General features: G+C 65.8%; 19 protein-coding genes. 12 read left to right on the forward strand and 7 right to left on the reverse strand.

Annotated features, from left to right (window positions below):
- Positions 1–11 precede the first annotated feature (11 nt).
- Both AC1DEZ_RS22950 and AC1DEZ_RS22955 read left to right on the forward strand, forming a co-directional pair.
- Positions 12–908, forward strand: a complete 897-nt coding sequence (locus AC1DEZ_RS22950; protein ID WP_476780814.1) for a 2-dehydro-3-deoxygalactonokinase — start codon at positions 12–14, stop codon at positions 906–908.
- Positions 909–1,089: 181 nt separating this feature from the next.
- Entirely contained in the window at positions 1,090–1,617 is a 528-nt protein-coding gene (locus tag AC1DEZ_RS22955; protein ID WP_476780815.1) for a retropepsin-like aspartic protease family protein, read from the forward strand.
- A gap of 60 nt (positions 1,618–1,677) precedes the next feature.
- Here the strand turns inward: AC1DEZ_RS22955 and AC1DEZ_RS22960 are convergent, their stop codons facing one another.
- The 3 genes from AC1DEZ_RS22960 to AC1DEZ_RS22970 form a co-directional block, all read right to left on the reverse strand.
- Complete coding sequence (locus AC1DEZ_RS22960) at positions 1,678–2,328, reverse strand: TadE/TadG family type IV pilus assembly protein (protein WP_476780816.1); 651 nt, start codon at positions 2,326–2,328, stop codon at positions 1,678–1,680.
- Positions 2,325–2,879, reverse strand: coding sequence for a TadE/TadG family type IV pilus assembly protein (locus AC1DEZ_RS22965; protein WP_476780817.1), 555 nt, complete (start codon positions 2,877–2,879; stop codon positions 2,325–2,327). Before AC1DEZ_RS22965 ends, AC1DEZ_RS22960 begins: the two co-directional genes overlap by 4 nt.
- 297 nt (positions 2,880–3,176) lie before the next feature.
- On the reverse strand, positions 3,177–3,623 hold the full coding sequence (locus AC1DEZ_RS22970) for a pilus assembly protein N-terminal domain-containing protein (RefSeq protein ID WP_476780818.1): 447 nt from the start codon (positions 3,621–3,623) through the stop codon (positions 3,177–3,179).
- Positions 3,624–4,095: 472 nt separating this feature from the next.
- Here AC1DEZ_RS22970 and AC1DEZ_RS22975 point away from each other — a divergent pair, with 472 nt between their 5' ends.
- From AC1DEZ_RS22975 to AC1DEZ_RS23015, 9 genes are all read left to right on the forward strand, one after another.
- A complete protein-coding gene (locus AC1DEZ_RS22975) occupies positions 4,096–4,269 on the forward strand; it encodes a Flp family type IVb pilin (RefSeq protein WP_441509766.1) in 174 nt (57 codons plus the stop codon).
- A gap of 169 nt (positions 4,270–4,438) precedes the next feature.
- Positions 4,439–4,951 (forward strand): A24 family peptidase, encoded by a 513-nt coding sequence (locus AC1DEZ_RS22980; RefSeq protein ID WP_441509767.1) that lies wholly within the window; start codon positions 4,439–4,441, stop codon positions 4,949–4,951.
- A gap of 124 nt (positions 4,952–5,075) precedes the next feature.
- Positions 5,076–5,855 carry a Flp pilus assembly protein CpaB gene (gene cpaB / locus AC1DEZ_RS22985; RefSeq protein WP_476780819.1) on the forward strand — a complete coding sequence of 260 codons (780 nt, stop codon included), beginning with the start codon at positions 5,076–5,078 and terminating at the stop codon, positions 5,853–5,855.
- Entirely contained in the window at positions 5,852–7,294 is a 1,443-nt protein-coding gene (locus tag AC1DEZ_RS22990) for a type II and III secretion system protein family protein (RefSeq protein ID WP_476780820.1), read from the forward strand. Before cpaB ends, AC1DEZ_RS22990 begins: the two co-directional genes overlap by 4 nt.
- A gap of 21 nt (positions 7,295–7,315) precedes the next feature.
- Positions 7,316–8,080 carry a CpaD family pilus assembly protein gene (locus AC1DEZ_RS22995; protein ID WP_476780821.1) on the forward strand — a complete coding sequence of 255 codons (765 nt, stop codon included), beginning with the start codon at positions 7,316–7,318 and terminating at the stop codon, positions 8,078–8,080.
- Positions 8,080–9,345 carry a CpaE/TadZ family protein gene (locus AC1DEZ_RS23000; protein ID WP_476780822.1) on the forward strand — a complete coding sequence of 422 codons (1,266 nt, stop codon included), beginning with the start codon at positions 8,080–8,082 and terminating at the stop codon, positions 9,343–9,345. The genes AC1DEZ_RS22995 and AC1DEZ_RS23000 overlap by 1 nt, the downstream gene beginning before the upstream one ends.
- A gap of 96 nt (positions 9,346–9,441) precedes the next feature.
- Complete coding sequence (locus AC1DEZ_RS23005; protein WP_476780823.1) at positions 9,442–10,884, forward strand: CpaF family protein; 1,443 nt, start codon at positions 9,442–9,444, stop codon at positions 10,882–10,884.
- 27 nt (positions 10,885–10,911) lie between these two features.
- Positions 10,912–11,889, forward strand: coding sequence for a type II secretion system F family protein (locus AC1DEZ_RS23010; protein ID WP_441509773.1), 978 nt, complete (start codon positions 10,912–10,914; stop codon positions 11,887–11,889).
- A 9-nt stretch (positions 11,890–11,898) separates the two neighbouring features.
- Positions 11,899–12,876, forward strand: a complete 978-nt coding sequence (locus AC1DEZ_RS23015) for a type II secretion system F family protein (protein ID WP_441509774.1) — start codon at positions 11,899–11,901, stop codon at positions 12,874–12,876.
- 170 nt (positions 12,877–13,046) lie between these two features.
- On the opposite strand, the gene AC1DEZ_RS23020 is transcribed toward AC1DEZ_RS23015, so the two are convergent.
- Complete coding sequence (locus AC1DEZ_RS23020; protein ID WP_441509775.1) at positions 13,047–13,241, reverse strand: hypothetical protein; 195 nt, start codon at positions 13,239–13,241, stop codon at positions 13,047–13,049.
- A gap of 502 nt (positions 13,242–13,743) precedes the next feature.
- Here AC1DEZ_RS23020 and AC1DEZ_RS23025 point away from each other — a divergent pair.
- Positions 13,744–15,102, forward strand: coding sequence for a chloride channel protein (locus AC1DEZ_RS23025; protein ID WP_476780824.1), 1,359 nt, complete (start codon positions 13,744–13,746; stop codon positions 15,100–15,102).
- A 25-nt stretch (positions 15,103–15,127) separates the two neighbouring features.
- Here the strand turns inward: AC1DEZ_RS23025 and AC1DEZ_RS23030 are convergent, their stop codons facing one another.
- The 3 genes from AC1DEZ_RS23030 to AC1DEZ_RS23040 form a co-directional block, all read right to left on the reverse strand.
- Positions 15,128–17,473 (reverse strand): xanthine dehydrogenase family protein molybdopterin-binding subunit, encoded by a 2,346-nt coding sequence (locus AC1DEZ_RS23030; protein WP_476780825.1) that lies wholly within the window; start codon positions 17,471–17,473, stop codon positions 15,128–15,130.
- An 82-nt stretch (positions 17,474–17,555) separates the two neighbouring features.
- Positions 17,556–19,007: an FAD-dependent oxidoreductase gene (locus AC1DEZ_RS23035; protein WP_476780826.1), complete on the reverse strand. Its 1,452-nt coding sequence runs from the start codon at positions 19,005–19,007 to the stop codon at positions 17,556–17,558.
- Complete coding sequence (locus tag AC1DEZ_RS23040; RefSeq protein ID WP_476780827.1) at positions 18,997–20,169, reverse strand: alpha-hydroxy acid oxidase; 1,173 nt, start codon at positions 20,167–20,169, stop codon at positions 18,997–18,999. Before AC1DEZ_RS23040 ends, AC1DEZ_RS23035 begins: the two co-directional genes overlap by 11 nt.

Genomic DNA, 20,169 nt, shown 5'->3' on the forward strand with positions numbered 1-20,169 from the left:
CGGAGCCTGCCATGCCCAAACCTCTGATCGCGCTCGACTGGGGCACCACCCGCGCGCGCGCCTTCCTGATCGCGGAGACAGGCGAGGTTGTGCAGCGGCGCATCGCCGATCAAGGCATCCAGTCCGTACCGGCCGGCGGCTACCCCGCCGCCTTCGAGGCTCTTGCCGGCGATTTCCGGCGCGCCGCTCCGGACGCCGCCATCGTGCTCGCCGGCATGGTGGGCAGCCGCAATGGCTGGATCGAAGCCCCCTATGTTGCCTGCCCGGCCTCGCCGGCCGCGATCTCCGCCTCTGCGATCCGGGTCGAGCTCGACAGGGGGACCACGGCAACCATTGTCCCCGGCCTGAGCTGCGACGATGGCGCCTTCGACGTGATGCGCGGCGAGGAGACGCTGATCGTCGGGCTCGGCCTCGAGGATGGCATCGCCTGCCTGCCCGGCACTCACTCGAAATGGGCCGAGATCAAGGGCGGACGGATCACGCGCTTCACCAGCTTCATGACGGGCGAGATCTACGGGCTGCTGCGCAACGGCTCGATCCTGGGCCGGCTGGCGGAAGAGCCTGCCGAAGGCGACGCCGCCAGCGGCGCCGCGCGCGGACAGGCCGGCGCACAACGCCCCGGCGGCCTGCTCAATACGGCCTTCGCCGCGCGCACCGAGGTTCTCGCCGGCCGGATGCGCGGCGGCGAGGTCGGCCCGTATCTGTCCTCGCTTCTGGTCGCACAGGAGATCGCCGGTGCCCAAGCCATGTTCGGACGGCAGAACCACGTACACCTCGTCGCTGACGGCGCTCTGGCCGACAGCTATGGCGGTGCGCTGGATGCTGCGGGGCTCGCAGTGACCGTGGTCACGCCCGAGGCCGCCTTTGTCGCGGGCATCCGGCGGCTCGCGGGCGATATCGCCGGATAGGCGTCGCCGACGTCCCGGCGCAGCTATGCCAACTGCCGAAAGCTCGGCCGGTAAGCGCCGATTAAGTCTACGGATAATCCGCGCCCCGGCACCGGCCATTGCGGAGAATCCCGTCTAACCTCTTCACCCTTCCTCAGGCACGGCGTGCAACGGTGTCGCCTGGATAAGGTTGGGGAAGACCGTGACATCGCACTCGATAGCTTGGGCCTTGGGCGTGGCCGGCTTCGCCGTCGTCGGCTCTCTCGGCTACGCGCAGTGGCTCGCCCCTCGCCCCGGGAACCAGGCGCCTTCGCTGGCGCTCGCCTCCACCGAGCCGGCCCCTCCGGGGCCGCGCCAGCCCGTCACGCTCGCCGTCGCAGCCGATTATCGCGGGCACTACATCGTCCATCCGAGCGTCGACAACTATCGGATCAAGATGATGGTCGACACCGGCGCCAGCATCGTCGCGCTGACCGCGGCCGACGCCCAGGCGCTCGGCATCAGGTCAGATGCCAATGCGCGCAAGATGATGCTCAGCACGGCCAATGGCACGGTCACCGGCTATCGTACTGTGCTGCGTGAAGTCCGCCTCGGCGCCATCGTCGTGCGCAATGTCGACGCCGTCGTGCTGCCCGCGGGCGCCCTTTCGATGAGCCTGCTCGGCAATTCATTTCTGAGCAAGCTGCAGGGCTACGAGGTGCAGACGGGGCGAATGGTGCTGCGCGGCTGAAACAGGTCGCCCCGGACAACCCCGCTGCGTTTGCGATCCGTTTCGACCGACCTGTCCGCTTCAGTTGAACTTGGGACACCCGGTCACGTCGCCGCGCACGATCTGCTCGATGCTGTTGTCGCCGGCGGGCCTGCCGTTGCGGGGACGCGTGTAGATCGGGTTGCCGCCGAGCGTGACAGCGCCGTTTGTCGCTTTGCCGCCAAAGAACTCGAAAACCTTGTCGCTCACAGGAAGCGCGAATGCGTAGCTGGCCTGGGCCATGATCACGGAGGTGTTGGCGACGCGGGCGCTGGCGGGAACAGTCACCGTGTCTCCGCGCGCCGGCATCGATGTGCCGAGCGGATAGCTGCTGGCCCAGCAGACCTTGGCGACGCTGTTGGCGTCAATGACGATGCTGGCTATGACCATCTTGGCCTTTTGCCCATCGTAGGGGAGCAGGACCGTCATCGCTGCATTGAAGATATTGCTGATCTCTGATGTCGACACCGTCGGAAGACGTGCCGTCAAATCGCTCAAGGTCGATGTCAGCTGCGTCATCTTGCGATTGACCATGACCATCTGGGCGATGTTGACCATCCCAACATAGGCCACCAGAATAACGGGCAGCACCATCGCGAACTCGACGGCAGCCACGCCACCATGGTTGCCACAGAAGCGGCGCCATAGGCTTAAAGATTCAGCCGAGCTCGTCTTTGCTCCGAAGCGCATCATGGGACGAACGGCTCCGCGCGAAAGGCCACGCTCGCGACGATCCCGCGTCGGCCAGAGCCTATGTTGGCAAGATTGCTCGACGCCCAGTTCGTGAGAAACAGCTTATAGTCGAGCACGGCCCTGACAACGACGATCTGGTTGGTATCCGGCTGGCGGTAGGAAAAGCTGCTGGTATCGAGATTGCCACCAGCCAGAGGGTTGCTGCTGGACGTCCCGGAACTGGCCGCTGAAAAGTCGCCATAGGTGCGGACGTCAATAGCTAGCTTGCTGCAGTCGATCAGCTTCATCGCTGCGCGCGCGCAGACATCGTCGCGGAATGCGGCAGCATTGACGGATGCGGTTGTGGATGTGTAGCGGCTACGCGATTCACCGGTCAGCAGGAGGCGCGACGCCTGCGACAGCGATTCCTCGAGAACCTGAGTAGTCCAGAACATCAGCCCGGTCTCGATGATCGCCCAGATCAACATGAAGAAGGGCAACGCAATGAAGCCGAACTCGACCGCTGTCGCTCCATTCTCGGAGCGCCGGAAGCGCCCGATGACCGAACGCATGCCTCGCGGCTTCCGTCCGGCTGTTCCGTTCGCTTTCTCCGCTCGCGCAATAGGGTGAAGCATTCGCTGACCTCGCCGAGCCCGTCACTCCGACCGGCCGATATGTACGGCAAAACGATTTCCGATCGGTTAGGGCCAATTCGCTGGCACAGGCGGAACGGCAAAGATCTTATTTACCTTGCGCGTCGAACGGCCGGCGCGCTCAAGCATGCAAATCCGCAGTGGACGACGTCGGCTGCCGCCGCCGAGCCGGAGATTCCGGCAGCTCGCGCGCGCCGCAGGCTGTTTGCCGGGTCTCTACTTGGACGAACCGGTCGCCTGGGCATTGCGGCTCGTCGCCTGCGCCTCAACCTCGCCGAAATATTTCTGGCCGTCACCTAGCTGGGCCGAAGGCTGGCATGTGGGGGTGCAGGAATAGCTCTCGCGCTCCATACCACGCTGCACTGTCAGAACGTTATCCGACGCCGCACCTACACGGACCAGCGATTCCGCAAGCAACGCGCCGGTCCCGTCGAGCGCAATCAGATTGGTCACACCGAAGCTCTTGCCGGTAACCACCATGACGCCGTTGCGCTGAACGGACACATCGGCGATGGCCGGGTTGCCGACGATGACGGTCTGAGCCTTCTCCGGCAGGCGCACGACCTTGGCGTGATCGACCAGGACGAGCACGCTCTCAGCCTGCGTTTCCTGAGGCGCGGCGACCGCTGAATCGGTGGCTGAGCCGGCAAGGGCCAGGATCATGGCGACCGCCCAAGGCGCGGGCAGACGGCACCTTTCCGGCGTGTGATGGGTCGACATGGCAATGCCTCAAGCTCTGCGATACCGTCAGACAAGCGCAAAATGATAAACCGAACCTTAAAACCGTTGGCGGCAAGGAAATTCACTGCCGTCATCGCAGTCGAAGAAGCGGAACCCGCGCCGCGAACGCAGCACATTCGCTCCATCAATCCAAATGCAACGAACGTATGACGTTAGTTCAATAAATAATTTACCGATACTTTCATAGATTAAATCTTAGATACCATACAATATTTGTTCTATATATTCGTTAAATGACACGTTAACCACGACGAAAACATCGCAATGGAACGTTCAATTCTTTGATCGCCTTAACTGATCAGCAAGACGAGCGAGCTAAATTGGTTCCTGTCGCTGACCGAAGCCGCTTCAGAGCGAAGGCAGCCGTCAAACCGTGGTGCAAAGGAGTTCCATCATGACCAACGTTTTCAAGCGCTTCGTTAAGGACGAGTCGGGCGCCACCGCCATCGAGTACGGCCTGATCGCCGCCCTGATCGCCGTCGTCTGCATCAGCGTCTGGACGACCGTCGGCACCAACCTGATCGCGCGCTTCCAAGAAGTCGCCACCGGCCTGGATAAGAAGTCCTGAGGTTTCGCCACAGCGGTCTACAAACCGCCAAGCGTATCAGGGAACGCTCCGGCTCTGCCGGGGCGTTCTGCCGTTTAGGGCACGTTCCGACGATTTCCGCCGTTGCCGTAAGGCTTTGGTGAGACCTGCCTGGGACAATGCGAGGGATAGTGGACCGGAACCAGTGCCTATGTCGCTCCCGCTGATCATCATGCTCGGTGTGTTCCCCTTCGCCATGGCCTATGCCGCGGCGAGCGACCTCATCTCGATGACGATCTCGAACCGCCTCTGCCTTTCCCTCATCGCCGCCTTCGTCCTCTGCGCCGCCTTGCTGGGGCTCAGCCTCAGCGACGTAGCGTGGCATGTTGCGGCCGGCTTGATCGTCCTGGCCGTATCCTTCGGGCTATTTGCCGCCGGCTGGATCGGCGGCGGCGACGCCAAGCTGGCGGCGGCCACTGCCTTGTGGTTCGGCTTCGACCAGCTCATCCCCTATTTGATGATCGCCGGCATCTTGGGAGGGTTGCTGACGCTGTTGATCCTGCGCCTGCGCGCATATCCCCTCCCCTTGCCTGCCGCCGATTGGGGCTGGGCGCGGCGCCTGCACGCGGCCAAGGAGGGCGTTCCCTACGGCATCGCCCTGGCATTCGCCGCCCTGCTCGTCCTGCCTGACACCGCCATCTGGCGCGCTGCGATCGGTCTCTGAGAGAGCACGGCGACCTAACGTCACCTCACGTCAAACAATATACGTCCGATTAACCATAAGTTGACGTTTCGCGGCGACGATCCGGGATGAGGGCCAGCTCCGCCTGGCTGAGGATCGTTCGTCGATGAGTCCCGCACGCATCATCATTCTCGTGGTCGCCCTGGCGGCAGGCTTAGCCGCCGCAGTGCTCGTGCAGCGGCCATCGCAGGCACCGGCTCCGGTCGCCAAGGTGGAGCAGGCGCCGACCGTACCCGTGCTCGTCGCGGCCAGCGACATCCCGATCGGCAACACCGTAACGGCCAACGACCTGCGCTGGCTGAACTGGCCGATCGCCGGCGTGCCGGGCGGCGTCATCCGCAAGGACGAGGCTCCTGAAGCCGAGAAGGAGATCATCGGCCAGGTCGCCCGCTACGCCATTCTCGGCGCCGAGCCGATCCGGCGCGAGAAGCTGATCAGGACCGACGGAACCGGCTTCCTCTCAGCCGTGCTGCCCTCCGGCATGCGCGCCGTGGCGATCAGCACCGACAGCCGCGGCGCCAATACCGCCGGTGGCTTCATCCTGCCCAATGATCGTGTCGACGTGATCTGCACCTGGCGCGGGGAGTCGACCTCCGGCCGCGGCGAAGCACAGGTCAGCGAAACCATCCTCCGCAATATCCGCGTTCTGGCGATCGGCCAGAACGTGCAAGAGCGCAACGGCGAGAAGGTCGTGGTCGGCGAAACCGCGACGCTCGAGGTCGATCCCGGCCAGGTCGAAGTCCTGATCCAGGCGCAGAAGAGCGGGACACTCTCGCTGGCGCTGCGCAGCCTGAAGGACGTCAACCAGCCGGCTCCCCCGCCCTCTGCCGACAATTCGGTGACCCTGGTGCGCTACGGTGTCATCTCGAAGAGCGTGAAGCCATGACCAGATGCTCGTTTCGCCTCGCAACGGCTGCCGCGCTCGTCCTGATCGCCGGCGGCGTCCGTGCGCAGTCGCCCGCCCGGGACGCCGCTCCGGTGCTCAATGTCGGAACGAGCGAGCACGCGATCTCGCGCAAGCTCGACCTCTCGATCGGGCGCTCGCTCATCGTCGAACTGCCACGTGACGCCAAGGAGGTGTTCGTCGCGAATCCGAAGGTCGCCAATGCGGTTGTACGGACGGCGCGCAAACTCTTCGTCATCGGCATCGCCGACGGCGCGACTTCGATGTTCGTGATGGACGGCGAGGGACGCCAGATCACCGCGCTCGAAATCAATGTCGGGCGAGACCTCAATGTCCTGCGGCAGACCCTGCGCACTGCGCTGCCGAATTCGCAGATCGAGATCAAGCCGGCCGGCGATTCGATCCTCCTGGTCGGGACCGTTCCCAACGCCTCGGAGGCGACGCAGGCCGTCGACATCGCCAACGCCTTCGTCGGCGTGTCCGACAAGAGCAATGCCAAGGGCGCAGTGATCAACTCGCTGACGATCCGCGACCGCGATCAGGTAATGGTCAAGGTGACGGTGTCGGAAGTCTCGCGCAAGGCAATCAAGCAGCTCGGCATCAATTCCACCGGCGAGTGGAAGCTCGGTAACTTCTCGGTGACGCCCACGATCGACAACCCCTTCTCTCTGTCCCCCCAGGCCCTGTCCGCCACGGCGATCAAGGCCGGCATCGGCAATTCGCAGAATTTCAGCCTGCGCGCCCTCGAGCGCGCAGGCCTCGCCCGCGTTCTGGCCGAGCCGAACGTCACCGCGATCTCGGGAGAGAGCGCCAAGTTCACGGCAGGAGGCGAAGTTCCCATCCCCACCGGCTACACCTGCGACCCGGCAAAGGCCGTCTGCTCGCTCGGTATCCAGTACAAGCCGATCGGCGTCGCTCTCAACTTCACGCCGATCGTGCTTTCGGCCAACAAGATCAGCCTTCGCATCGCGACCGAGGTCACCGAACTCGACTTCGAGAACCAGATCGTGCTCCAGGGCGACCGAAACCAACCCACCGTCACCGTCCCCGCCTTCCGCGTGCGCAAATCCGATACGACGGTCGAATTGCCTTCCGGCGGCACGCTGGCCACCGCCGGTTTGATCCAACGTGTTTCCAAGACATCGATCAACGGCCTGCCCGGGCTGATGAACCTGCCGATCATCGGCGTGCTGTTCCGCTCGCGCGACTATCAACGCGAGGAGACCGAGCTGATGATCGCGGTCACCCCCTATATCGCCAAGCCGATGCAGCCCAACGAGGTCCAGCGGCCCGATGATGGCTTCGTCGAGTCCCACGACGCCCAGGCCTACCTGCTCGGCCGCCTCAACAAGCTCTACGGCAGTGGCGGCGGCCCGATCCCACAGGCCTACAAAGGCCGCGTCGGCTTCATCGCAGACTGACCGAACCGGATGGATAGCATCATGATGGATGTCCCGACCACGACGGTCCCCCTCCGGGAGAAGGCCATAGCACCGCGCCTGCTGACCCTCGCTCTGGCTCTCGGCGCCCTTGTCGGCGGCTGCGCCGGCAAGGGTCCGAACGCAGATCCAGCCGCCCTAGCCCCCGTTGATGTCCGGGAGCGGCATCCGATCGTTCTGCGCGACGCGCCGCGTTCGCTCGACGTCTTCGTAGGCCGGGCCGGCGCCGCGCTCGACAGCCGCCAGGCGGAAGATGTCGCCGATTTCGCCGAGGCCTATCGCAAATCCGGCAAAGGCGGCCTCGTCGCGGAGGTGCCGACCGGTTCCCGGCGCGAGCGGGCCACCCACGACACCCTCAATGGAATCCGCGCGGCGCTCGCCCGCAACGGCGTGCCGGCGGGCGCCCTCAGCATCCGCAGCTACCCGATCCAGGATCCCGGCCTTGCCTCGCCGATCCGGCTGAGCTTCGCTTCGCTGCAAGCCGTCGTGCCACATCAGTGCGGCCAGTGGCCCACCGATCTCGGCGTTTCCGATTTGAAGTTCTCGGCATCGAACGAGCCATACTGGAATTTCGGCTGCGCCTCCCAGGCCACGCTGGCCGCGCAGGTTGCCGATCCGATCGATCTGGTGAGAGCGCGCGACGAAGGCCGCCCCGACATCGTCAAGCGGATGGGCGCCATCGCGAAGATCCGCGACGGAAAGGACCCGTCGACCCAGTATCGCCAGCAGACGCCGCAGATCAATTCGACGGTCGGAGGCAGCAACTGATGCAGCCCGCGACAAGCGAAACACCCTCGGTCGAGGCGGCCGGCGACGCGATCATCGCGCCGCTGCCGCGCATCACGCTGCAGGCCTTCTGCGAGACTCCTGCCGTCGCCGCGACGATGCAGGCGGCGGTTGCCGACCGGCGCATGGACAAGACCCATGCCCGCATCCAGATGGGCGGAGCGGCCGCTGCCGTGGAAGCATTCCGGACGGCGCCTACGCCGAACGTCATCGTGCTCGAGACCATGTCCGACGCAGCGACCCTGGTCGGGCATCTCGACGCGCTGTCGGAAAGCTGCGACCCCGGCACGAAGGTGGTGGTGATCGGCCATGTCAACGACGTGCAGCTCTATCGGGAGCTGCTGCGCCGCGGGGTCAGCGAATATCTGATCGCGCCGCTTGAGACGCTCGACCTGCTGCGCACCCTGTCGGAACTCTACGTCGCTCCGGAAGCCCGCCATCTCGGCCGCGTCATCGCAGTCGTGGGCGCGAAGGGCGGTGTCGGCGCCTCCACCATCGCACACAACATGTCCTGGGCGATCGCGCGGAATCTCGACGCCTCCACCGTGATCGTCGATCTCGACATCGCCTGGGGCACCGCAGGCCTCAACTTCAACCAGGATCCGCCCCAGGGCATCGCGGAAGCGGTCTTCGCCCCGGAGCGCCTCGACTCGAACATGCTGGACAGGCTTCTTTCGCGTTGCAGCGACAATCTGGCCCTGCTCGCGGCGCCAGCAGTTCTCGACCGGACCATCGATCTCGACGAGGACGCGCTGGAGCAGTTGCTGGAGTTGCTGCGCGCCAGTGTGCCCTGCATCGTCCTCGACGTGCCGCATCAGTGGAGCAGCTGGGTCAAGCGGACGCTCGTCGGTGCGGACGAGATCGTGGTGGTCGCCGAGCCGGAGCTGGCTTCCCTTCGCAATGCCAAGAACATCGTCGATCTGTCGCGCGCGACCCGGCCCAACGACGCGGTCGCCCGTCTCGTACTGAACAAGGTCGGCGTGCCCAAACGGCCGGAGATCAGTGCCGGCGAGTTCTCCAAGGCGCTTGGCATCGACGTCCTCTGCACGATCCCCTTCGACGCGCAGCTCTTCGGCACGGCTGCCAACAACGGGCAGATGATCGCCGAGGTCCAGGCCGGCAGCAAGGCGAGCGAGGCGTTCACCCAGGTCGCCAGCGCGCTGACCGGCCGCGGCGAGGCCAAGCGCGGCCGACGCAGCCTGTTCGAGCCCCTGGTCGCAAAGCTGAAGCGTCGCAAGGCTTCCTGATGACGCGAAACGGGCCGGACGGACAGTCTGTCGGAGGATCGGGCCGGGCAAGCAGGAATGTGCGTGCGCACGCGGCACGCGCGGGAGTGTGTTGAGATGTTCGGGAAGCGATCCGCGGGCGCGACCGTCGCGCCGAACCTGAGCCCAAGGAGCCTCGCGGCCCTTCAGCCGGCGCGCATGCCGGAGCAGGTCCAGCCCTCGGCCGAGGAGCGCAAGCTGGCGCCGGTCGAGGCGGCGACGCGCTCCGAAGAATATTATCAGATGAAGAGCATGATCTTCGGGGCGCTGATCGAGGCGATCGATCTGTCGCAGCTCGCGAAGCTCGACTCCGAATCGGCGCGCGAGGAAATCCGCGACATCATCAACGAGATCATCTCGCTGAAGAATGTCGTGCTTTCCATCGCCGAGCAGGAAGAACTGCTCGACGACATCTGCAACGACGTCCTCGGCTACGGCCCGCTCGAGCCGCTGCTGGCGCGCGACGACATCGCCGACATCATGGTCAACGGCTCGAACCGCACCTTCATCGAGACGGGCGGCAAGATCCAGCTCACCAACATCCGCTTCCGCGACAATGCGCAGCTGATGAACATCTGCCAGCGCATCGTCAGCCAGGTCGGCCGGCGGGTCGACGAAAGCTCGCCGATCTGCGACGCGCGCCTGGCCGACGGCTCGCGCGTCAACGTCATCGCGCCGCCGCTCGCGATCGACGGACCCGCGCTCACGATCCGCAAATTCAGGAAGGACAAGCTGACGCTCGACCAGCTCGTCAAGTTCGGCGCGGTCTCGCCGCCGGCCGCCGAGATCCTGAAGATCATCGGCCGCGTCCGCTGCAACATCGTCATCTCCGGCGGCACCGGTTCCGGCAAAACGACGCTGCTGAACTGCCTGACCAACTTCATCGACCATGACGAACGCGTCATCACCTGCGAGGACGCCGCCGAGCTCCAGCTCCAGCAGCCGCATGTGGTGCGCCTCGAGACGCGCCCGCCCAATCTCGAGGGCACCGGCGCGGTGACGATGCGCGATCTCGTCAAGAACTGCCTGCGCATGCGTCCCGAGCGGATCATCGTCGGCGAGGTGCGCGGACCGGAGGCCTTCGACCTTCTCCAGGCGATGAACACCGGCCATGACGGCTCGATGGGCACACTCCACGCCAACTCGCCGCGCGAATGTCTCAGTCGTATCGAGTCGATGATCACCATGGGAGGCTTCTCGCTGCCGTCGAAGACCCTGCGCGAGATGATCTGCTCCTCGGTCGATGTCATCATCCAGGCGCAGCGCCTGCGCGACGGCTCGCGCCGCATCACCCACATCACGGAGGTGATGGGGATGGAAGGCGAGGTCATCACGACGCAGGACCTGATGCTCTACGACGTGCTCGGCGAGGACGCCGCGGGCAAGCTCATCGGCCGCCACCGTTCGACCGGCATCGGCCGTCCACGCTTCTGGGAACGGGCTCGTTATTTCGGCGAGGAGCATCGGCTTGCCACCGCCATCGACCAGCTCGAGCAGGTCAATGAAGGCTTTGCAGCCTGAGCGGAGGCCCTTGTCGGGAGTCAGCCCATGAATTCGAGCACGCTCGCCATTGCCGTCCTCGCCATGTTCGCCGTCGGCGGAGTCGTCTATGCGCTGCTGTACCCCACGCTGAGCGGCGAGAAGCGAGCCGAGAAGCGGCGGAAGGAATTCGCCGGCCCGAGCACGATGCGCAGCATCGACCGGGAAGCGCAGGCCAGGGCGAAACGCGGGCAGGTCGCGCAAAGCCTCAAAGAGATCGAAAACCGCGAAAATGCGCGCAACAAACTGACGCTTGAACAACGTATCGGCCAAGCGGGTCTGGGCTGGACCCGCCGGAAATACTACATGACTTGCGCGGTGACCGCCATCGTCACAGGCCTCGTCCTGCTGATCTTGAGCGGCAATATGATCATGGCGGCCGTCGGTCTTTTCATCGGGGGGCTGGGCCTGCCGGCCTGGTTCCTGAAGCACTGCAAAACGAAACGTCTGAAGCGGTTCGCCATCGAGTTCCCCAACGCGCTCGACGTTATCGTCCGTGGCATCAAAGCCGGTCTTCCCGTCAATGATTGTCTGCGCATCATTGCATCGGAAGCCACTGAGCCCGTCAGGGGGGAATTCCGGCAGATCATCGAGGCCCAGACGCTCGGCTTGCCGCTCGCCGAGGCTGCGGGAAAGCTCTACGAGCGGATGCCCTGCGCGGAAGCCAATTTCTTCGGCATCGTGATCGCCATCCAGCAGAGAACCGGCGGCAACCTGTCCGAGACCCTGGCTAATCTCTCGCGCGTCCTGCGCGAGCGGCGCAAGATGCGCGACAAGATCCAGGCGGTCTCGATGGAGGCCAAGGCGTCCGCCGGGATCATCGGCGCCCTGCCGCCGACCGTGGCTCTGCTCGTCTATATCACCACCCCGCGATATATCGAGCTCCTATGGCTTACCCAGATGGGCAAGCTCGCGCTCGTCGGCTGCGGGATTTGGATGCTGATAGGCGTCTTGATCATGCGCAAGATGATCAATTTCGAGATCTGAGGTGGAAGCGTGATTTCCCAGATCGTCGACAGGCTCACCGATCCGCAATTCATGCTCGCGCTGCTGGCCGCCGTCGCCGCGGCCGCCACGGTGCTGACCGTCGCCATCCCACTGACGGAGGGCAACACCCTCCAGAAGCGCATGAAGAACGTCGCGACGGAGCGCGAAAAGATCCGAGCCCGCGAGCGCGAGCGGCTCAATCGCCAGAACGAGAGAGTGAGCCTGCGCCAGGAGCCGAAGGCCTATATGAGGCGCATCGTCGAGCAGTTCAAGCTCGGCGACTGGCTCGGAACCGAGAGCGCCAGGAGGCAGCTCACCATGGCAGGCTATCGTGGGCCGCAGTCGGAAATCACCTTCCTGTTCTTCCGGCTGGCCGTCCCCGTCGGCTTTTTCCTGTTCGCGCTGTTCTATCTCTTCCTCATCAACGGTTTCGGTCAATCGCTGCCGATGAAAATCGCGATCGCGATCGGCGGCGCCTATCTCGGCATCAAGGCGCCGGAGGTCTTCCTGTCCAACCAGATCAGCAAGCGGCAGCTCTCGATGCGCCTGGCTTTTCCGGACGCGCTCGACCTGCTGCTGATCTGCGTGGAATCAGGCATGTCGATCGAGCAGGCCTTCCGCAAGGTCGCGAACGAGATCGGCGGCCAGTCCGTGCCGTTGGCCGAGGAGTTCGCTCTCTGCACGGCGGAGCTTTCCTATCTGACCGACCGCAGGATCGCCTATGAGAACCTTGCGATGCGGACCGGGCTCGAAGGCGTCAAGTCGGTCTCGACGGCCCTGATCCAGGCGGAACGCTACGGAACTCCGCTCGGCACGGCGCTGCGCACCCTGGCGCAGGAGAGCCGCGATCAGCGCATGAACGCCGCCGAGAAGAAAGCCGCGTCCCTGCCGCCGAAACTGACCGTGCCGATGATCCTGTTCTTCCTGCCGGTGCTCTTCGTCATCATCATGTTTCCGGCGCTGGTACAGGTTTTCGGCTGGAAGTGACCGGGCCCGGGCGGATAGGTGTCGGATCTCGTCCAAGGACAGATTGTCTGGGCGGCTAAGAGGACGAGGGTCCCGGCCCGGCACCGACCGACTGTCACGGCGATGCGTTCTGGGGTCCGATGTCTCGCGCTAACACGGCGCAGTCCGCCGTCATGTGCAGCTTGAGAAAATCAACGAATGCGCTGCCCGCAGTTGGCGAGATAGCGGCAGATGCTGAGTTCCAGTTCGGCCCGCTCTCGTCCTCTGGGAGCATCGCCGGCCTCGAATTCAAGACACCGCAGCCGCTCCAGTGCGTCTCGAAATTGTTCGGGCGTTTCGATCGGATTAGGGGCAATGAATGGGCGATTTTCTGTCACGATAAGCATCGTCATCCTCCAGCGAGGATACGGCGTGGATGATCTGTCGAGCTTTGTGGAAGCCGTAAACTAACAACCCTTGCCCGGCAGCGAAGTTCCGACCTGCGACACGCCATGCACGATCGAAACAAACGCGGCTGAGACCTGCAGGCGGCGCGGGCTGCACTGACGGACCGTCCGCAGATGTAGCCTGAAAGCCGAGAGCCGGGACGGCGGATTCTAACCGTGCCCGCGCCGTCGCAGCCCAGATGCTGCCGAAGAGCCGCCCGGAACCTTGTCCTTCGCCATTCTCAGCGAAGCCGGTCTATTGGACGTTTCGAGGCCCCGCGCCTAGCTGCTAACAATCGCGCGAGTCGAACGCTAATTATTTCAGATGGTTATACCGAACCGCTTATTTGATCACGGGTCCTTCATGCGATAGCCGGCCGGCACGCCGGCATGGGCATTTTGCTGGACATCCTGACCGGGGGACCTAGTAAGCCCAGAGACGTCTATCGAGAGGGCGGATCGCTTGCCGTATTCCCCTGGCAGAATACGAATTATCCGGCGCTCCCGCGCCTTGGCGGTGACGCCGCGCTACTGGCGCCAACGGCTGGTCTTCTGGCTCGGCGCGCTGGCCATCGGCGTCGTCAGCGCAGCGTTTGCCATGCTGGCCGACAAGGCGCAGCTCCTGTTCGAACTGGTCTCCGGCCGGGAGGGCGGCCTGCGCTTCCTGCCTCTGTTGGTCACGCCGCTTGGGTTCTTGTCCTGCGCCTTCGTGGCGGCTCGCTTCGTGCAGGGTTCGCAGGGGAGCGGCATCCCCCAGGCCATCGCCGCGCGTCACCTGCGTGAGGATAGCGACCGCTCCGGCTTTCTGTCCTTGCGGATCGCCGCGGGCAAGATCGTCTTGACGGTCATGGGCTTGCTCTGCGGCGCGTCCATCGGCCGCGAGGGGCCGACCGTGCAGGTCGGAGCGTCGATCATGCTGCAAGTGGCCCGGTGGGGCGGGATGGCCCGGGCGCGGGGCCTGATCCTCGCAGGCTCCGCCGCCGGCATCGCCGCCGCCTTCAACACGCCGCTCGCGGGCATCGTCTTCGCCATCGAGGAGATGAGCAAGACATACCAGGCCCGAACGAACGGCATCGTCCTCTCGGCGGTCATCATCGCCGGCCTCGCCTCCCTCGCCATCGTCGGCAATTACACCTATTTCGGCATCACGGATGCAACCGCGGATCTCCGGCGGGACTGGTTGCTGGTCGTCGCCTGCGGTGTCGTCGGGGGCGGCTTCGGAGCCTGCTTCAGTATGGGCTTGATCGCGCTGACGCGACGCATTCGGCGCTGGCGAGGTTTCACGCCCCTGGTCCGCACGCTCATTGTTGCGGCCTGGACCGGATTGCTGGTGGCCGTCATCGGCATCGCCTCCGACGGGATGACCTTCGGCACCGGCTATGCACAGGCACGAAGCGCGATCGAGGGAACACCGCTGCCGTTTTCGTTTTTTCTAGCGAAGTTCTTCGCGAGCCTGGCCTCGTCCGTCTCAGGCATTCCAGGCGGGCTGTTCGCGCCGTCGCTATCCGTCGGCGCCGGCCTCGGCAGCACTTTGGGCACTGTCCTCGGCTCTCCGGTCGGCCTTGCCGCAGTGCTCGGCATGGCGGGATATTTCTCGGGCGTCGTCCAGGCTCCGATGACCGCCTTCGTCATCATTCTGGAGATGACGGGGAACCACGACAATGTGTTGGCACTGATGGCAGCTTCGATGCTGGGCTATGGGACCGCGCGCCTGATTTCGCGTGAATCGCTGTATCACGCGCTTTCCCGCCTTTTCATCGCGGACGTGCTTCGCAACAAGCGCGCACAGACGATCGCGGCCGGGCCACCGGCGACGAGTTAGCCGGCAATTCTCTGCGGCCGGGCGGCTAGCCGTTTGCGCTCGCCTCGCGCGCATCCTGGATCGCGCGCCAGATCCGGGCCGGTGTAGCGGGCATGTCCAGATGCGTGACGCCGAGAGGCCGAAGCGCGTCGAGGATGGCGTGGATGACGGTTTGGGGAGCGCCGATACAGCCGGCCTGCCCCGCTCCCTTCGCGCCGATCGGATTGGCCTCGGTCGCCAATTCCACCATGGATAGCTCGAATGAAGGCAGGTCCACCGCGCGCGGCATCGCATAATCCATGAAGGTTGCGCTCAGGAGCTGGCCGCCATCTGGATCGTAGCGGGCTTCCTCCATCAGTGCCTGCCCGATGCCTTGCGCCAGCCCGCCATGCACCTGCGCTTCGGTCAGCAGGGGATTGATCAAGGAGCCGTAGTCGTCGACGGCGACATAGCGCCGCAGGGCGACTTCTCCGGTATCGGGATCAACCTCGACCTCGGCCGCCTGCGCGCCGTTCGGAAAGGTCAATGGAGCGTCGCGCCGCGCGCCATGGCTGGCGAGCGGCCGGCCTGTCGTCTCCGCGACGTGGCGCGCAACACCGGCGAGACCGACTTCGCCGGCTCCTGGAGCACGAAAGCGGCCCCCCTCGAAGGTGACCGCGCCGGGATCGCTCTGGAGGAGTTGGCCCGCAGCGAGCTTGCCGGCCTCGACCAGCGCCCTCGCCGCGAGGACCAGCGCGCCGCCGCCCATATGCAGGGAACGCGCGCCGCCATGGCCGCCTCCGCTGGGCACGCGCGCCGTATCGCCCTGGACGAGATGAAAGTGCTCCAGCGGCAGGCCCAACTCGCGCGAGAGCAGTTGAGCGAAGCTTGTCTCGTGACCCTGGCCGTTCGACTGGGTACCGACCGCCATGTCGACACCGCCATCGACGCGCAACGACAACCAGGCGTCTTCGTTCGGGGCGCCGCGCGAGGTTTCCAGGAAGCAGCCGATGCCAAAGCCGCGCAGCTTGCCGCGCCGACGCGATTGCGCCTTGCGGCTGCGAAAGCCGGGGCGGTCGGCCGCGGCCAGCACGCGGTCGAGATTGCCGCCGAAGCTGCCGCAGTCGAGCACGGCGCCGAAGGGCTTCCGATAGGGGAAGCGACGAATGAAATTGCGCTTGCGCAAGGTGGCGGGGTCGATGCCCAAGCGATGGGCCGCTTCGTCCACCAGCCTTTCGATCAGATAGTTGGCCTCCGGCTTGCCGGCGCCTCTATAGGCGTCGATCGGAACGGTATTGGTGAAGATGCAGCGGACATCCATCGTCATCGCCGGGATGTCGTAGAGTCCTCCCATGGCCGGAGTGGGCGCCGTCGTAGCGCTGCCCGGGCCAAGCGAGGAGACATAGGCGCCGAGATTAGCGATGGTTTCGACTTGAAGCGCCAGGAAGCGCCCCTTTTGGTCCAGGGCAAGCCGCCCCGTCGTCAGATTGTCCCGGGCGTGGACACCGCCCGAAAAATCCTCGATGCGCTCGGCCAACCAGCGCACCGGCCTGCCGAGGCGTTCGGCCGCGACGAGCACCAGCGCATATTCCGGATAGGTGACATTCTTCATGCCGAATCCGCCACCGACATCGGGGCAGGCGACATCGAGTCGTTCGGGCGCGATGCACAGCACTGCCGCAAGCTCGCGGCGGATGTCGTGGACCGAAGCGCCGCTGAGCGACAGCCGGTAGCGGCCGCTGGCCGGATCGAAACGTCCCAGCGCAGCGCGCGGCTCGAGAGCGGCCGCCACGATCCTGTTGTTCACGACCCGGCAGCTCACGATGTGAGCAGCCCGCTCGAAGGCGGCAGCCACGACGGCTTCGTCCCCGAGGCGATAGCGCAGCGCCAGATTGCCGGGCGCCTGCGGCCAGATTGCCGGTGCGCCGGGCTCGGCGGCGGCAGCGAGGTCGGTGACGGCCGGCAGGATATCGTAGTCGACTGCGATGAGCTCGCAGGCTTCGCGAGCGTGATCGAGCGTCTCGGCCACGACGAGGGCGACGGGATCGCCGACATGCCGGGCGCAATCACGCGCGAGAGCCTCCCTGGTTGGCACGATCAACGGCGCGTCACCGGCAATCGCCAGCGAGCAGGGCAGCGCGCCGAGGCCGGCGATATCCGCCGCGGTGTAGATCGCATGGACACCCGGAAGCTCGCGGGCGGCCGAGGCATCGACGGAGAGGATCGCGGCATGGGCGTGCGGCGAGCGCAGCACCATCGCATGCAGCACATCGGGGACGAGCTCGTCGTCGACGTAATGGCCTCGCCCCGTCAGGAAGCGCTCATCCTCGAAGCGGCGCAGGGAGCGCGGGTCCGCCGAGGCCGAATCCACGACGGGCGCCTCATTCTCGTGGCTCGAAACGCTCGCATGCATCAGGCTGTCACTCGTCCACCGGCCATCAAGGCCATACTCCGATTCTTACGCCAGTGTCCGCCTCGTCGTTGGCGGGGGGCACTCAGGCGAAGCGGGCGAAAGCCGCCGCTTCCCGTCCGGCGATGCGGCCGCTGAAGCAGCTGGGGCCGACCATCATCCCTTCGAGCGGCTTGATGCCGCCGATATGGCCGCCGGCCATCCCCGCCACCTCGCCCGCAGCATAGAGGCCGGGCAGAGTTCCGCCGAGCTCCAGCAGGGCGCGGCATTGCCGGTCGGTCTGCACCCCGCCCATCACCTTGCGGCCGATCGGCACGAAGCGGACCGCGTGGAAGGGCGGTTCGGCCAGCGGCGAAAGGCCGGCGAGCGGCCGATGCGTCGCGGGGTCGCGTGCCAGCCCTGCGGCAAGCGCGGCGTTCCATTGCGCGACGGTATGTCTGGCGCCATCCGCATCGATGCCGGCGCGGCGGAAGAGTTCGTCGAGCGTATCGGCCTGCCACGCCCAAGGGGAATGTGCGAGATGGCGCCTCGCAGCCTCGTTGCCGGTTTCCGAGCCAGGCGGGACATGATGGTCGTCGACGGTGATCGCAGGCAGCATGGCTTCGTCGAAGATCGCCCATGCCGTCGCACCGGGCTGGGCCAGCAGGCGCGGCACGGCGAGGTTGCCGCTGGTCGACTGGCTTTCGTCGTGGAAGCGCGCGCCGACCCGATTGAGCCAGAGCCAACCGGTATTGCCCCTGAAGACGACGCCGCGCTCGCCGGCCGGGTCGCGATAATCCGGAACGCCCGTCGCGTAGCAGTAGAGTTCGTCGAGATGGTCGAAGCGAACGCCATGGCGTTGCAGGATGCTGATCGCCTCGCCCTGGGCGCCGGGGCCGCCGCCCGCCAGAACCTGCGGCACGCCCGCGAGCCGGCGGGCATGGCGGCGGATCATCGCCAGGCTGCCAGCGAAGCCGCCGATGGCGATCACGACCGCCGGGGCGCGCAGCCGCTGCTCGCGCCCCTCTCCGTCATGGCAGATCACGCCGCCAACCCTGCCATCGGCGATAATGAGTTCGGTCAGCCGCCAGCCGAAGCGCCAGGCCGATGGCGAGCCGCATTCCCTGATGCGCTGCCAGAGCACGTCCATGAGCCCGGCACCCCCGTCCAGCGGACGGTGGAAGCGCGGAACGCTGTCGCCTTCGAAATGCCTGATGTCCGGAAAGCTCACGCCGAGCCCGGTGAGCCAATCGATCAGTTCCGCGGAACCACGCTCGAAATAGCAGCGAGCCCAATCGCGGTCGAACTCATGACCACCGGCTTCGAGGTCCGCGAGGGCGAGATCGGCCGAGTCGACGATGCCGCGCGCGGCCTGAAGCGATGTCCCCGGCACGCACATGCCGCCGCCAGCGAGCCGGGCGGTGCCGCCGAAACCGGGAGCCGCGTCGATGCCGATGACGACGGCACCGGCCATCGCCGCTTCGAAGAAGGCGCTGGCGCCGGCCACGCCTGCGCCGACGACGATGACATCGGCGTCCTTGCCCTTCTCAGGCGCCATGGCAGTCCTCCGTTTGGCCGGGTCCGAGCAGATCCCGCGTGAGCTCGCCTATGGTGCGACTTCCGGTCAGCGCCATCGTGCGGTCCAGTTCGGCTTGCAGCAGGCCGAGCACGTGACTCGCGCCCGCCTCGCCCGCGGCCGCGACGCCGTAGAGCGGGGCGCTGCCGGCGAGCACCGCTCGGGCGCCCAGCGCGAGCGCCTTCGCGATGTCGCTGCCGCGGCGGATGCCGCCATCGACCAGGACGGAGCCGCTGCCGCCGGCCGCGGCGACGATGCGGGGCAGAGCGTCGAGCGTGCTGGCGGCACCGTCGAGATTGCGTCCGCCGTGGTTGGAGACGACGACGCCGTCGCAGCCGAGGGCGAAAGCGCGCCCCGCCTCCTCCTCGCGCATGATGCCCTTCAGCAGCAGCTTGTGCGGCCAGCGCTGGCGAAGCCTGGCGATGTCGTCCCAGGTCACGGATGGGCAGAGCGAGGTGCGTCGGGCAATCTCCTCGGCTCCGAGGCCGGAAGCCGGCGGTGGACGATTGACAACGCGCGGCAAGCCGCCGGTTGCGAGATAGCGCAGGGCAACGCCGGCGAGCCAGCGGGGATGGCGCAGCATCTCCACGCAGGATGCCAGCGAGGGGCCATAGGGCGGTAGCAACCGGTCGCGCCGGAGATATTCGCGCCGGCCGAGCACGGGCGTGTCGACCGTCACGACAAGGACGCGAAAGTCCAGATCGCGCGCCCGGTCGACGATGGCGTCGGTGAGCGAGCGGTCGCTCCAGAAATAGAGTTGTTGCCAGACGGTCGCCCCCGTCGCCGCGACATCGGCCATGGCGACGGTGGAGTAGGTCGAGAGGGTGAAAGGCAGATTGGCGCGTTGCGCGGCCTTGGCCAGCGCAAGCTCGCCGCGATACCACAACAGGCCGGCCGGCCCGGCTGGCGCGACCGCGAGCGGCATGGCATGGCGCCGGCCGAACAGCACGCATTCGGTCGAGCGTCCCGCGACGTCGACGAGCGTGCGCGGCAGAAACGTCAGCGCGCGGAACGCGGCGCGATTGCGGTCCCGCGCCAGATCGTCTTCGGTTGCCCGGTCGATGAAGTTGAACAGGCCCTTCGGCAGCCGCCGCTTTGCGAGGCGGCGCACATCCTCGACATCGAAGCAGCGCGCGAGCGCCAT

The organism is Allobosea sp. 10L422 (genome assembly GCF_056395345.1).

Coding starts and splice junctions, on each gene's coding strand:
- AC1DEZ_RS22965 (WP_476780817.1), bottom strand. CDS start 2,879: ATGCGTTCGGTCATCGGGCGCTTCCGGCGCTCCGAGAATGGAGCGACA.
- AC1DEZ_RS22980 (WP_441509767.1), top strand. CDS start 4,439: ATGTCGCTCCCGCTGATCATCATGCTCGGTGTGTTCCCCTTCGCCATG.
- AC1DEZ_RS22975 (WP_441509766.1), top strand. CDS start 4,096: ATGACCAACGTTTTCAAGCGCTTCGTTAAGGACGAGTCGGGCGCCACC.
- AC1DEZ_RS22995 (WP_476780821.1), top strand. CDS start 7,316: ATGATGGATGTCCCGACCACGACGGTCCCCCTCCGGGAGAAGGCCATA.
- AC1DEZ_RS23040 (WP_476780827.1), bottom strand. CDS start 20,169: ATGGCGCTCGCGCGCTGCTTCGATGTCGAGGATGTGCGCCGCCTCGCA.
- AC1DEZ_RS23005 (WP_476780823.1), top strand. CDS start 9,442: ATGTTCGGGAAGCGATCCGCGGGCGCGACCGTCGCGCCGAACCTGAGC.
- AC1DEZ_RS23010 (WP_441509773.1), top strand. CDS start 10,912: ATGAATTCGAGCACGCTCGCCATTGCCGTCCTCGCCATGTTCGCCGTC.
- AC1DEZ_RS23000 (WP_476780822.1), top strand. CDS start 8,080: ATGCAGCCCGCGACAAGCGAAACACCCTCGGTCGAGGCGGCCGGCGAC.
- AC1DEZ_RS22960 (WP_476780816.1), bottom strand. CDS start 2,328: ATGATGCGCTTCGGAGCAAAGACGAGCTCGGCTGAATCTTTAAGCCTA.
- AC1DEZ_RS22990 (WP_476780820.1), top strand. CDS start 5,852: ATGACCAGATGCTCGTTTCGCCTCGCAACGGCTGCCGCGCTCGTCCTG.
- AC1DEZ_RS23020 (WP_441509775.1), bottom strand. CDS start 13,241: ATGCTTATCGTGACAGAAAATCGCCCATTCATTGCCCCTAATCCGATC.
- AC1DEZ_RS23035 (WP_476780826.1), bottom strand. CDS start 19,007: ATGGCGCCTGAGAAGGGCAAGGACGCCGATGTCATCGTCGTCGGCGCA.
- AC1DEZ_RS23030 (WP_476780825.1), bottom strand. CDS start 17,473: ATGCATGCGAGCGTTTCGAGCCACGAGAATGAGGCGCCCGTCGTGGAT.
- AC1DEZ_RS22970 (WP_476780818.1), bottom strand. CDS start 3,623: ATGATCCTGGCCCTTGCCGGCTCAGCCACCGATTCAGCGGTCGCCGCG.
- AC1DEZ_RS22950 (WP_476780814.1), top strand. CDS start 12: ATGCCCAAACCTCTGATCGCGCTCGACTGGGGCACCACCCGCGCGCGC.
- cpaB (WP_476780819.1), top strand. CDS start 5,076: ATGAGTCCCGCACGCATCATCATTCTCGTGGTCGCCCTGGCGGCAGGC.